The organism is Leucobacter chromiireducens subsp. solipictus (genome assembly GCF_016758195.1).
Lineage (GTDB): Bacteria > Actinomycetota > Actinomycetes > Actinomycetales > Microbacteriaceae > Leucobacter > Leucobacter solipictus.
The window spans coordinates 1-13,355 of the sequence record NZ_QYAC01000008.1 but is presented as its reverse complement, the minus strand read 5'-3'; the positions used below and the strand labels follow the sequence as shown (position 1 = coordinate 13,355).

The following is a 13,355-nucleotide window of genomic DNA, read 5'->3' as shown; positions in this document are numbered from 1 at the left end:
CGCTGGGGTCGACGTCCGACCCGCATCGCTAAGGAGACTTCATGATCACGCGCAGTGCCGCCCCACGCGGACATACCGTTCCTCTCGACCTCTTGATCGGCGGCGAGTGGGTCACGACCGAAGAACGATTCCCCGTGCTCAACCCGGCGACTGGTGAGACGATCGCCGAGCCGACGAGCGGTGGCGTCGATGAAGCGCTGCGGGCGCTCGCCGCAGCGCATGCGGCGCAGGAGAGCTGGTCCGGCTGGTCGCCCCGAGCGCGAGCCGATCTGATGCACCGGGCGCACCGGCTCCTGCTCGAGCGGGAGGACGCCATCGTCGAAACGATGACGCTCGAGAGTGGAAAACCCCTAGCGGAAGCTCGAGGCGAGTTCGCGCTCTCCGCGTCGTTTTTCCTCTGGTTCGCAGAACAGGTGGCGCATCTGAAGGGGAGCTATGCTGAGGGCTCCAACGGCGGGTATCGCGTGATCGTCGGGCACCGCCCGGTGGGTCCGAGCTACCTGGTCACACCGTGGAACTTCCCGCTCCTCATGAGCGCGAGGAAGGCCGGGGCCGCCCTGGGCGCGGGGTGCACTGTTGTGATGAAAACCGCACGAGACACGCCGCTGACTCAAGCGCTGTTCGCCGAGGTGCTGCACGATGCCGGATTCCCCGCCGGGGTGGTCAACCTGATCCACACGCGAGAATCCGGCGACGTCTCCCGCGCGATCATGGCAGACCCTCGCCTGCGGAAGGTCAGCTTTACTGGCTCCACGGGGGTGGGCGCAACGTTGTTGTCGCAGGCCGCGCCCGGCGTGGTGAACTCCGCGATGGAGCTCGGCGGAGACGGCCCCTTCATCGTGCTCGAGGACGCCGACATTGATCTCGCAGTGCGCGAGGCGATCCTCTGCAAGTTCCGCAACGCCGGGCAAGCCTGTGTGGCGGCGAACCGGATCATTCTTCACGAGGCGATCGCGGAGGAGTTTACCCAGAAGTTCGTCGCGGCGGCGGCGGAGCTTCGCGCGGGCGACGGATTCGATCCCGACACCACCGTGGGGCCGCTCATCTCCGCTCGACAGCGCGATCGGGTCGTGTCGCTGCTTGAGCGGCTCGTGCAGCTCGGCGGGAGCGTGCTCCTCGGCGGGTCGCCTCGTGCCGGCGACGGGTTCTTCTTTGACCCCACGGTCGTTCAGTTCACCCAGGAGCGGCACGCACTCAGCAATGAGGAACTCTTCGCGCCGGTGGCCGCGCTCTACACGGTGGATTCCGCGGCCGCTGCATTGCGCCTGGCGAATGACACCCCGTACGGGCTCGCCGCGTATCTCTTCACCCGAGATATCTCGCGGGCTATCACACTGGGCGAGCGCCTTGAGTTCGGAATGGTTGGGCTGAACCGCGGCATCATGGCGGATCCCGCTGCGCCATTCGGGGGAACGAAAACCTCCGGTGTGGGTCGGGAAGCGGGCCACGACGGGATCTACGAGTTTTTGGAGCCCCACTACATGGCGCTCAGCGTCGATACCGAAGGAGCGGTTGCATGACCATTGAGAACACGAACCAGCTGGGGCTCGGCCTGCTGCGGCAGCCGCATACGGTCGTATTCGGCCCGGGGCAACGCGCACAATTGCCGCACCTCGTCGCGCAGTATGGCGCGCGGGCCCTGATCGTCACGGACGCCAGGATGGGGCAGACGGCAGAGTTCGCAGAGGTGATCCGCAGCCTTGAGGGCGCGGGCCTCGAGGTGCGCGTGTATGCAGAGGTCGCGCCCGAGCTTCCGCGCGAGAACGTGCGGACAGCAGCCGAGGCGTTTCACGATGCGGGGATCGAGGTGGTTGTCGGGATCGGTGGCGGAAGCTGCCTAGACATGGCAAAGGTGACCGCGCTAGTCCTCGCACGAGGCGGGGATATCCGGGATTACTACGGGGAGAACCAGGTCGCCGGGCCAGTGCTCCCTATCGTCACGGTTCCGACCACCGCGGGAACCGGGGCGGAGGTCTCGTGCATCGGAGTCGTATTCGATGCCGAGCGCGGCGTGAAGGTAGGGGTCGCGAGCAACTGGTTGGAGCCCGTGGCGACGGTGATCGATCCGGACTTCACGCTCTCGGCCCCTCCGGGGCTCACCGCGGCCACGGCGGCTGACGCGCTCTCGCACCTCGTGGAATCCTTCACTGATCTCGCGAAGAATCCGGATCCCGATGAGATCCGAGAGCACCTGTACGTCGGGAAGAACCTGCTGACCGATATCTATTGCCGGCACGGGTTGGAACTGCTCAACCGCTCCATCGAAGGCATCGTCGCGGACCCGCTCGACCGTGCGGCCCGGGCTGACACGATGCTGGCGGCGTTCTGCGGCGGGATGGCGTTGAATACGGCAGGCACGGCGGCGGCGCACGCACTTCAGAGCCCGATCGGCGGCCTCACGCATACGCCGCACGGGTTCGGTGTCGGCGCACTCTTGCCGTACGTGATGCGATTCAATCTCCCCGCTCGGCTCGCGGTGTTCGCTGAATTGGGCAGGCTTCTGGGCGTGGCCGATCCGGCAGCTCCGGAACTGGAGCAGGCCCGCGCGGGAATCCGCCGGATCGATGCACTGCTCGCGGCGCTGGGCGTTCCCGCAGACCTGACAGAGCTCGGGGTCGCCGAATCGGATCTCCCACACATCGCGCAGCAAGCGATGCTCTCGACGCGGCTCCTCGCGAACAACCCGCGTGCGGTGACCGAGGCGGATGCCCTGGCGCTGCTGCGCCGTGCGTTCCGCGGGGACCGGTCGTTCCCGGAGGCCCTGTGAACGGCGCGAGAGTAGCGATCCTCGGGGCTGGCTCCATCGGCGTCGCGTTCTCCATTGTCTTCGGCCTCGGTGGTGCCAGGGTCCGGCTTTGGGACCCGTTCCCCGCGGCTCGGGAGCGCGCTATCACTGAGTTCCGCAGCAGGATCGAAGTACTTGCGCGTGAGGGGTTCTGGGAGGGGGCGGTTGAAGACGTGGCCGCCCGCGTCGAGGTGGTGAGCGAGCTGCGCGATGCCGTATCGGAGGCCGACCTGGTGCAGGAGTGCGTGCCCGAGGATGGTGCGCTGAAGCGCGCACTGTTCGCAGAGATCTCTGAACTCGTCGGCGACACCGCGGTGCTCGCGAGCTCGAGCTCGGCGATCGTCCCCTCGGAGCTTGCGGCTGGGTACCCGCGTGCAGCGCAGATGATTGTGGGGCATCCGGGCAATCCGCCGTATCTGATCCCGGTCATCGAGGTTGTCCGTGCCCCGGAGACCAGCGATGCCATCGTTGAGCGCGCGACCGAACTGTACCGTTCGGCGGGGTTATCGCCCGTGGTGGTGCGTCGAGAAGCGGAGGGCTTCATCTTCAATCGTTTGCAGGGGGCTGTGCTTCGGGAGGCGTATTGCTTGGTGCGCGATGGCGTGGCGACGGTCGAGGACATCGACACGGTGATGAGCAAAGGGCTCGGGCGACGGTGGGCGTTCATCGGCCCGTTTGAGACGGTGGACCTGAACACACGTGGGGGCATTGCGTCACACGCCAGCAAGATGGGCCCCGCGTATGCGCGGATGGGGGCCGAACGAGGCCAACACGATCCCTGGACCGATGACCTTGTCGATCTCGTGGCGGAGCAGCGACGGGCGCTGCTTCCCGAGCGCGACTGGGCAGAGCGGGTGCTCTGGCGCGACCGCCAACTCATGCGGTTCCGCCGAGAGTTCGACGGTCCCGGGTCGGCTGCAGGCGAGTAGCGGAGCGGAGGGTGCGATGGCGGGCCACGGTGCGTGCAACGGAGCGGATGTATCCGGCGTGCGTTCCTGGTGGGCCCGTGTCGGTGGGGTGGTGCGGTCGTGAGCGGCGCGTTGCAACCGGGGGCGGATCGGCTGATCTACGAGTTCCTCCGACGCTCCGGCCTCAGTGCCGAGCCAGTGATCGCCTTTACCTCGCAGGGCACCGTGATGCAGAACAGTGCAGCGCGGCGATTCAGCCCGGAGGACGTGCGGGCTATTCAGGGCGCCTCGCAGAGCAGTGATAGCCGGGGGCACGCGATCGTCGCGACCAGCCTCGGGCCGGTGCAGCTCAGCGTCGAACAGCGTCTCGGGAGAGAGAATCGCGTGGTGCGCATTGTCTTTCCCGATCCGGGCCGGGAACCGTGCTCAGATCTGGCCGTGGCGGGGCCGATCCCCCTGGCGGGGCACTCGGCGCACTGGCGGCGCACGCTGGACGCGGTGCGGCGCGCGCAAGGAGGACGTCGTCCGCTGCTCGTGAGCGGTGAAGCCGGCGTGGGGAAAGCGTCGCTCGCCGCGGGTGAGGCCTTGCGTGCGTCGCGGGCGGGGCAGGGGATCAGCATCGTAGACGCGCAGGCGATCGTCGCGCTGGGCCCCGGGCGCTGGTTCGATCGGGCTGATGAGGTCGTGCGTTCCGGGGATCGGGTGGTGGTGACCCGCGTCGACGCCCTCGAGCCACGGCAGCTGGGGGGACTGCGTGCGCTGGTGCGTACCGCCCCCGCCCCGCACCGGATCGCTCTGACCATCGCGGCCGACTCGCCGGCTGCTGCCGGCGAGATCGGGTTCATGCTCGACGCGGAGTGTGTTGCGATCCCCGCACTCCGCTCCCGGGGCGAGGACCTGGCCGAGCTCTGGCGAAGCTTTGCGTTGCGGGCTGGGGCTCCACGCGGCACGGCATTGACCGATGCGGCGCTGGCAGCGCTGCGAGAGTATGCCTGGCCGGGAAACCTGCCGGAACTGCGTGCGGCCGCGATCCACTCGGTCTCTCGGGCAACCCACCCGGTGGTGCGGCGGCGTGACCTTCCCAGCTATCTTCCCGGCCGGCCGCAGCGGGGCCTGATGGAGCGTGCCGAACAGGATGCGATCCGGCGTGCCCTCCTGGTCGCGGACGGGAACCGGAGTCGCGCAGCTGAGATCCTGGGTATCTCGCGCGCCACCCTGTATCGCAAGATCCGCGTTCCCGGGCACGGCGGGACCTAGCCGGAGACCTCCTCGGTCAGCGCGAACAGCAGTTCCGCGAGGCGGCCGCCGAGCTGTTCGAACGGCACGGAGGAGGTGGAGCCCGAGAGGGCGTTCGTGCGCAGGGCGTGCTCGTACACGCTGCTGAGCACGGGCATGGTGTGTTCGACCGGGATCACGAAGCGCCGCCCCGCGGCCGCGATGACGCGCTCCACGTTGCCCGCAATGCTCTGGTAAAACCCGTCCATGAACTCGTGGTGACCCGGGGCGATCGAGGGATCCCGCATGGCGAGGAGCAGGAACTCCGCCTCCAGCACGAACCAGGCGGTGGCATCGGGGGCGGGCGCGAAGAACTCGACGATGTAGCTTGCGGCCTGCTCGGGGGAGACGCAGCCGGCGTTCTCGCGGAGCGTGGGTTCGAGGGCAAGCGCCTTTTCGGCGAGGTCGGCGGCGCGGCGGTCGAACTCGCGCCGCAAGAGCTCAAGGAACAGCTCTTCCTTGCTGTCGAAGTTTGAGTAGAACGCTCCGCGCGTAAACCCGGCCCGAGCGCTGATCGTTTCGACGGCGGCACCCTGTAGGCCGTCCTCGGCGAACACCTCAACTGCAGCGTCGAGGAGCCGGGTCCGCGTTTCTTGGCGGCGGGAACTCACGGGTGCCTCGGGGGAGGGCGTCGTCACCGGATCACCTGCCTTTCGCGCGGAATGGAGCGAGCGCGCGGTCGCTGAGCGTCTCCTGAATACACTACTGTATCGAATCGGATACACTCGTGTATCGACGCTGTGCATGGGGGCCGGCGATGCACTCGCGTCGCCGTTTCCGCGTGTTCCGCGATCTGCCCGCGACCGGAAGGCCTCACCGCATGTCGACCCTGCTCTACTCGCTCGGCCTGTGGGCCGCGCGCGCACGAAAGCTCGTGTTGATCCTGTGGATCGCCGTACTTGCGCTGCTGGGTGTGGGGGCCGCCCTGTTCTCGCAGGGGGCGAACGCGCCGATCACGATCCCGGGCACCGAATCCCAGGAAGCGATCGACACCCTGGGCCGCACCTTCCCCGAGGTCAGCGGCACGAGCGCCACGATCATCGTCGTCGCCCCGCAGGGCGAGCGCGTCGACGCGGGAGAGACCAAGCAGGACATCGTCGCCGCGGCCGAGGAGCTCGCGGACCTCCCGAAGGTGAACGGGATCTCCTACCCCTTCGCCGAGCAGGGCGCGAGCGGCCTCAGCGATGACGGCCGGGCGGCCCTGCTCACGATCCAGATCGATGCGACCCAGAGCGACGCCCCGGCCGACACGAGCGACGGGATCATCGCCGTCGCCGCGGATCTCGAGGACACGCTGCCCGCCGGATCCGAAGTGTCCTACGGCGGTGACCTGTTCTCGGTGGCCATCCCGGGCTTCACGATCACCGAGGCGATCGGCGTGGTGGTCGCGTTTATCGTGCTGCTGTTCACGCTCGGCTCGCTCGTCGCTGCCGGGATGCCGCTCCTCATCGCCATTCTCGGCGTGGGCGTGACCATCGCGGGCCTCTTCGTGACGACGGCGTTCGCGGACATGACTTCGACGACCCCCATGCTGGCGCTGATGCTGGGACTCGCGGTGGGGATCGACTACACGCTCTTCATCGTGAGCCGGCACCAGGAGCAGCTGCGCTCGGGCCTCGGCATGACCGAGTCCATCGCGCGCGCCACCGCGACGAGCGGATCCGCGGTGGTGTTTGCGGGGCTCACGGTGATCATCGCGCTGGCGGGCCTCGCCGTCGCGGGGATCCCGTTCCTCACCGCCCTCGGTGTTGCCGCCGCGGCCGGCGTCGCGATCGCGGTCCTGATCGGGGTCACGCTGACGCCCGCGGTGCTCGCGATGGCGGGGGAGAAGATCCTGCCGAAGAAGCAGCGCGCGCTGCTCCACGCGAGCGCCGCGCCGGGTGCCGGAGCTTCGGGTGCCGGAGCTTCGGCCGCCGGAGCTCCAGAGGCCGCGAAGGGCACCGATCCGGCACCCGCCGCCGTTCCGGCCGCCCCCACCCAGAGCCGTGCGGACCGATTCTTTGCCCGCTGGGTCAAGATCGCGACGGTGAAGCCGATCATCACGATCCTCGTGGTCCTCGTCGGCCTCGGGGCCGCCGCGATCCCCGCGATGGATCTGCGCCTCGCGCTGCCGGGGGCGGAGACGCTCGAGAAGGAGGATCCGGCACGGGTCACCTACGAGCTCACCGGCGAACACTTCGGGGAGGGCGCGAACGGCCCGCTGATCCTGACCGGCTCGATCATCACGAGCACGGACCCGCTCGGCCTGATGGAGGATCTCGCGGACGAGGTGCGCGCGATCCCCGGCGTCGCGGATGTGCCGCTCGCGACCCCGAACCAGAACGCCGACACCGGCATCATCCAGGTCGTGCCCGAGGACGGCCCGCAGTCGGTGAGCACCGAGGAACTCGTCGCCGAGCTCCGTGCGCACCACGACGAGTGGCAGGATCGCTACGGTGTGAGTCTCGCCGTGACCGGGTTTACCGCGGTCGGCATCGACGTCTCACACCTGCTCGGCGAGGCGCTGCTGCCGTTCGGGATCCTGGTCGTGGGGCTCTCGCTGATCCTGCTCGCGATGGTGTTCCGCTCGGTGTGGGTGCCGATCAAGGCGACGCTCGGCTATCTGCTGTCGGTGGGGGCCGCGTTCGGCGCGGTCGTCGCCGTGTTCCAGTGGGGCTGGCTGGGGGATCTCCTCAACGTGCACTCCGCGGGCCCGGTCCTGAGCTTCATGCCGATCATCCTGATGGGCGTACTGTTCGGGCTCGCGATGGATTACGAGGTGTTCCTCGTCGCCCGGATCCGAGAGGAGTACGTGCACGGCGCCGACGCCCAGACCGCGATCCAGCGCGGCTTCGTGGGCAGCGCGAAGGTCGTGACGGCCGCGGCCCTCATCATGTTCGCCGTGTTCGCGGCCTTCGTGCCCGAGGGGGACCCCAGCATCAAGGTGATCGCGCTCGGGCTCGCCGTCGGCGTCTTTGTCGACGCGTTCATCGTGCGGATGACCCTCGTGCCCGCCGTGCTCGCGCTGCTCGGGGATCGCGCCTGGCGCATGCCGCGCTGGCTGAGCCGGATCCTGCCCTCCTTCGACGTCGAGGGCGAGGGGCTGGCGCGCGAGATCGCCCACGCCGACTGGCCCGCCGATATGCCGGAGGCCGTGATCGCTTCGGAGGCGCTCCAGGTCTCCGGCGGAGCGCGGCTCCCGAACGTGCGGGTCGCGCCGGGCGAGACACTGCTGCTCGACCCGCAGGATCCGGCGAGCCTCCCCCTCGCGACGGCCGTCGCCGGTCGGGCGCCCGTGACCCGCGGCACCCTGAAGGTCGGCGGGCTCTTGCTCCCCGAGCGCGCATCGTCGCTGCGGGCGCGCGCGGCCTGGGCGGATCCGGCGTCGCTGCGCGACGCGTTGCAGGATCGCCCCGTCGTGCTGCTGCTCGATCTGCGCGCCGCCGCGGATGGGCCGATGCCGCTCGCGCAGGTCGACGGCATGCGTTCCGCGCTCGCCGCACAGACCGCCCTGGCGGATCGCGGCGCGGCACCCGCGCTCACGGTGGTCGTGCTCGGCTCGCGGGACATCGCGGGCCGGATCCTGCCTGAGGGCACCCGCTACGCGCGGCCCGGTGCCGTGCCTGCCGCCCAGGCCGCCCACGCGGTGCCGGATCCGGCGCACGATGCCGCACACGATCCGGCATCCGGGCCCCATCTCCCCAGCTCCGCAGCCCCGCTGATTTCCGAAGGAGGCGCCCGATGAGCGCCGCACTGACCCGCATCTCGAGCCGCAAGCCCGTGCGCTGGACCACGCTGCTCGGCCTGATCCTCGTGCCGCTCACCGTCGCGGGAGTGCTCCTGTGGGGGCTGTGGAACCCGACCGAGCGGCTCGACTCCGTGACCGCCGCCGTCGTGAACCACGATGAGGCCGTGGAGCTCGACGGCCAGCTCGTCCCGCTCGGCCGGGTGCTTGCGGGCGAGCTGATCGGCGAGGCCGGGGCGGCCGCCGACACCGAGGACACGAACTTCACCTGGGTGCTCACCGACGAAGACGATGCCGACGCGGGCCTGAAGGACGGCCGCTACGCGACCGTCGTGACCATCCCGAAAGACTTCTCGGCCGCCGCGACGTCCCTCTCCGGCGACCCCGACAAGGCGACGCAGGCAAACATCGACATCCGGGAGAGCGACCGCGGCCGGCTCATCGACACCGCGCTGTCCGGGATCGTGACGCAGACCGCGACTTCGGTGCTCAACCAGCAACTCGGTGAGCAGTTTGTCGGCAGCGTGTTTGTCGGCATGACCGAGCTGCACGGCGGGCTCAGCGACGCCGCCGACGGTGCGACGAAGCTCGCCGACGGCGGCACGCAGCTGTCCGACGGCGCGACCCAGCTCGCCGATGGCACACAGCAGCTGGCGGACGGTACGCAGCAGCTGTCCGCGGGCGCCGGACAGCTGTCGAGCGGCGCGGGGCAGCTCGCGGGCGGCGCGGGCGAATTGTCGAACGGTGCTGCGCAGCTGTCCGGAGGCGCGAACGCACTCTCGGGCGGGATCTCCGAGCTCGCCGCGGGAACCGGGGCGCTCGCGGGTGGGGCGAACGAGCTCTCCACCGGTGCGGCCGGACTCGCCGGCGGGCTGCGCGTGTTCGCGAGCGGCGACGGGGCGGATAATCCGGGTATTGCCGGGTATGCCGCAGGTGCGCAGGAGTACGCCGCGGGCGCCGAAACGCTCTCCGCAGGGATCGGGGAGTACACGGGGAACGTGAATGCGATCGTCGGCCAAGTGCTCGCGGGCGGCGGGCAGCTGGATACGACGCTGCTCCAGGTACACACCGCAATTTCCGACGGCACGATTCCCATGCCGAGCGAGGAAGCGAAGCAGCAGGCTCTCGACGCGATCGCAACGACGCGCGGCGAACTCGCCGGAATCGGCGGGAACCTCACGTTGCTGCAGGAGGCGGGGAACAAGCTCGCGACCGGAGCCCAGCAGTCTGCCGGGGGTGCCGCAGGGCTCGCCAGTGGCGCGCAAGATCTCGCCGGGGGAGCCGCCGAACTTGCGGCCGGTGCTGAGGGGCTCGCCGGGGGCGCGGCGGAACTCGCCGCCGGGGTCGGCGGGGTGTCCGCGGGAACCTCGCAGCTTGCCGCGGGAGCATCGGAACTTGCGACCGGTGCGTCCGGCGTCGCGAGCGGCGCGTCCGGCCTCGCGCAGGGGGCGACAGGGCTCGCCTCCGGCACCGCGGAACTCGCCTCGGGCACCGCGGAGCTCGCTGCGAACACCCCGGAGCTCGCCGACGGTGCCGCGCAGCTTGCCGACGGCGTCGGCCAGTCCGCCTCCGGGGCGTCCGAACTCGCGACGGGCCTCGGCGCGGCCGTGAACGGGATCCCGAACTACACCGAGGCCCAGCGCGACAAGATCGCCGAGATCGCGCTGACCCCGGTGAAGTCCGAGGGCGGCAGCGACGAGCTGTTCAACGCCTCCGGGGTCCCGCTCTTCGCGGGCATCGCGCTCTGGGCGGGCGCGCTCGCCGCGTTCCTCGTGCTCGCGCCGCTGTGGCGGCGCACCCGCGACGCCGCACGAGGGATCGGCGCGATCACGCTGCGCAGCGCGCTGCCCGCGATCGGCCTCGGTGCCGCGCAGGGCGCGATCGCCGGAATCGTGTTGCCGATCGCGCTCGGCTACGACTTCGCGCAGGCCGCCGGATTCTTCGGGCTGGCGCTGCTCGCCGGCATCGCGTTCACGCTGCTCGTGCAGGGCCTGTCCGCGCTGCTCGGCGGCGTGGGGCGCTTCATCGCCTTTGTGCTGCTCGTGGTGGCCTTCGCCGTGGGCATCGTCTCGACCGTGCCAGGCCCGCTCGCCGCGCTCGGCGACGCGAGCCCGGTGGGGGCAGCACTTGCCGGGTTCCAGGCCGTCGCGACCGGTGCCTCCGGGGCCGGCGGATCCGCCGTGCTGCTCGTGCTGTGGGGAGCGCTCGGCCTCGTGCTCACCGGGCTGGCGGTACGAAAGGTTCGCGCGGCGGCGTAGTTCGCACCGCGGCGTAGCCCGCGTAGCCCGCGCCGCCCGCCCCGTGTGTGCCGCTCTTCCTGAGCGGGGCACACGGGGCGTTGCTGTTGTGGCCAGGATGTTCGTTTTGTCGCTTTGTCGTTTCGGCGCCTCCTCACTGGGTGCTGGGTGCTGGGTGCTGGCCGTTGGGCACCGGGTACAGGGTGCAGCGCACTTGGCACTTGGCACTTGGCACTTGGCACTTGGCACTTGGCACCGGGCACCGGGCACAGGGGGCCTGGCGCGAGGGATCCGGCACCTGAAACTGGGCGCCGGGCATCGCGCCGCGTAGGCTCAGAGCATGACGCGCACAATCATTGCCCAGACCACCGGCGGACCCGACGTACTGCAGCTCGGCGAGGCCGCCGAGCTTGTGGCTGGACCGGGAGAGCTGCTCGTTGAGACCGCGGCGGTCGGGGTGAACTTCGTCGAGACCTACCAGCGTTCGGGCCTGTACACGGTGCCATTCCCGTTCACGCCGGGGGAGGAAGCCTCAGGCCGGGTTCTCGCTGTCGGAGAGGGAGTCGCGGGCTTTGCCGTGGGCGACCTAGTGACCACGAGCGAGGCGCGAGCCACCTATGCGGAGCGATTCCTTGTGGACGCCGCGCGGGCGGTGTCCGTGCCCGCCGGGATCGACGCTGAAACCGCGGCGGCGATTCCGCTCCAGGGGCTCACCGCACACTACTTGGCGACCTCCGCGGCGCAGCCCCAGCCGGGAGAAACCGTGTTGGTGCACGCCGGCGCGGGCGGGGTGGGGCTGCTGTTGACGCAGCTCTTGACTGCGCGCGGGGTGCGGGTCATCACCACCGCATCGACGCCGGAGAAGCACGCACTGAGCCGGGAGGCCGGCGCTGCGGAGGTGCTCCCCTACGCGGGCTTCGCGGAGGCGGTGCGGGATCTGACTGACGGTGCTGGAGTGTCCGTGGTCTACGACGGGGTGGGCAGGGACACCTTCGACGACTCCTTGCGTGCCCTCCGCGTGCGCGGAACCCTGGTGCTGTTCGGTGCCGCCAGCGGGCCGGTGCCTCCATTTGATCTGCAGCGGCTCAACGCGGGCGGCTCGCTCTCGGTGACGCGTCCCTCGCTCGGCCACTTCCTCCAAAGCTCCGAGGAACGGGCCTGGCGGTACGGTGAGCTGTTCGCGGCGATCGCCGCGGGGCAGCTGCAGCTCCGGATCGGTGCCCGGTTCCCGCTGGAGGAGGCCGCAGCCGCTCACCGGGCGCTCGAGGGTCGGGCCACCACCGGCAAGGTGATTCTGCTCCCGTGATCGAGCCGTTTCCCTGGGTGCCGGGAGCGGCGGGTGCCTGGCTCACGGAGCGTCTGGGCAGCGGAGACGAGGTGCTCGACGACACGGTGCCGGATGGCTTCGACGTCGTGATCCGGATCCTGCCGCCGTTCACCCGGGATCGGCCCGAAACCGGGACCTTCGCTGAGTGGGAGGCGCAGGCGGAGTCCGTTGACTGGGCCTCGGCCCCGGAGCTGTTGACCGAGCCGGTGAGCTGGGCTGATACTGCGGCTGCGCTGGGTCGTGACCTCGAGGATGTCCCCCGCTCGTGGGAGCTGCTGGGTGCCGCGTACGGTGAGCGTGATGACGCGCTCGCCGCAGACGGCTGGCGGTACTCGATCCCACGCGAGGGGACGCTGCCGCCTGAGCTGTTTACGCGAGTGCTCGACGTGCTTGCGCGACAGACCGCGACTCCGGATTCCGGGGTCGCGGGCGTCTGGGAGGGGTACGGCGGGCTCGTGAGCGCGCAGGGTGTGGGCTGGTTCTTCGCGGTGCCGGATCCACCGCGCTGGATCCCGCGGCCCCTGCTGCACATTGGCCTGCGCGCGATGCAGCACGTGCTGAGCTTCCGGGAACGCCGCCGCCGCTTCGGTACCGCGGCAGCCGTGCGCAGCGTGTTTTTCCCTGCGCTCGAGCAGCCGCCGGGCTCCGGTGTTCTGCCTCGGGAGGCGGCGCGGGGTGAACGGATATCGCTGCCGGGTCGAGACTACGTGTGCTTCGCGGCGGGACCGCGGGAGTTGGCCGAGCAGAGCTGGCCCGTGCGCGCGCCGTGGATTCCGGCAGATGAGCGGGCCGAGCCGCAGAGCCCCAACATCGTGTGGCCCGAGGGGCGTGAGTGGGTGCTCGTGAGCGAGATTGATTTCGATTCGACGCTTGTGGCGTGCAGTGCGGCCTGCGCCGGGGCGCTCCTCGCCGACCCCGAGATCGAAGCCCACCGGGTCTGGCGGAGCACTTCCCTGTTCTAGTGGGACGGCATCAGAATCATTCGAATAAAGTTTCGAATCGTTACCTTTCCGTGTCCTCTTCGGAAACGTACTACACCCATCAGGACTTCCTCCTGCACGCGTCCCCGAGCGGGTCAACTTCCGCGTGTTTTCAACGG

The 13,355-nt window shown here is 69.8% G+C and carries 9 protein-coding genes; 8 read left to right on the top strand and 1 reads right to left on the bottom strand.

The window, feature by feature from the left end; translation table 11 throughout:
- The first annotated feature begins 41 nt into the window (after positions 1-41).
- The 4 genes from D3230_RS13980 to D3230_RS16465 all read left to right on the top strand — a co-directional run bounded on the left by D3230_RS13980 (position 42) and on the right by D3230_RS16465 (position 4,950).
- On the top strand, positions 42-1,520 hold the full coding sequence (locus tag D3230_RS13980; RefSeq protein ID WP_202345675.1) for an NAD-dependent succinate-semialdehyde dehydrogenase: 1,479 nt from the start codon (positions 42-44) through the stop codon (positions 1,518-1,520).
- Positions 1,517-2,767 (top strand): iron-containing alcohol dehydrogenase, encoded by a 1,251-nt coding sequence (locus D3230_RS13975; protein ID WP_202345674.1) that lies wholly within the window; start codon positions 1,517-1,519, stop codon positions 2,765-2,767. Before D3230_RS13980 ends, D3230_RS13975 begins: the two co-directional genes overlap by 4 nt.
- A complete protein-coding gene (locus tag D3230_RS13970; protein WP_202345673.1) occupies positions 2,764-3,714 on the top strand; it encodes a 3-hydroxyacyl-CoA dehydrogenase in 951 nt (316 codons plus the stop codon). Before D3230_RS13975 ends, D3230_RS13970 begins: the two co-directional genes overlap by 4 nt.
- A 99-nt stretch (positions 3,715-3,813) precedes the next feature.
- Positions 3,814-4,950, top strand: coding sequence for a helix-turn-helix domain-containing protein (locus D3230_RS16465; protein WP_202345672.1), 1,137 nt, complete (start codon positions 3,814-3,816; stop codon positions 4,948-4,950).
- On the opposite strand, the gene D3230_RS13960 is transcribed toward D3230_RS16465, so the two are convergent.
- The gene (locus tag D3230_RS13960; RefSeq protein ID WP_337249195.1) at positions 4,947-5,606 is read right to left on the bottom strand and encodes a TetR/AcrR family transcriptional regulator; all 660 of its coding nucleotides are present in this window, start codon (positions 5,604-5,606) and stop codon (positions 4,947-4,949) included. The two genes, D3230_RS16465 and D3230_RS13960, sit on opposite strands and share 4 nt — an antisense overlap.
- Positions 5,607-5,788: 182 nt before the next feature.
- Between D3230_RS13960 and D3230_RS13955 the strand changes: the two genes are divergently transcribed.
- The 4 genes from D3230_RS13955 (at position 5,789) to D3230_RS13940 (ending at position 13,218) form a co-directional block, all read left to right on the top strand.
- Complete coding sequence (locus tag D3230_RS13955) at positions 5,789-8,692, top strand: MMPL family transporter (RefSeq protein WP_202345670.1); 2,904 nt, start codon at positions 5,789-5,791, stop codon at positions 8,690-8,692.
- On the top strand, positions 8,689-10,950 hold the full coding sequence (locus tag D3230_RS13950; protein WP_202345669.1) for a YhgE/Pip domain-containing protein: 2,262 nt from the start codon (positions 8,689-8,691) through the stop codon (positions 10,948-10,950). The genes D3230_RS13955 and D3230_RS13950 overlap by 4 nt, the downstream gene beginning before the upstream one ends.
- Before the next feature lie 319 nt (positions 10,951-11,269).
- Positions 11,270-12,235 (top strand): quinone oxidoreductase family protein, encoded by a 966-nt coding sequence (locus D3230_RS13945; protein ID WP_202345668.1) that lies wholly within the window; start codon positions 11,270-11,272, stop codon positions 12,233-12,235.
- Complete coding sequence (locus D3230_RS13940) at positions 12,232-13,218, top strand: hypothetical protein (protein WP_202345667.1); 987 nt, start codon at positions 12,232-12,234, stop codon at positions 13,216-13,218. Before D3230_RS13945 ends, D3230_RS13940 begins: the two co-directional genes overlap by 4 nt.
- Positions 13,219-13,355: the final 137 nt, after the last annotated feature.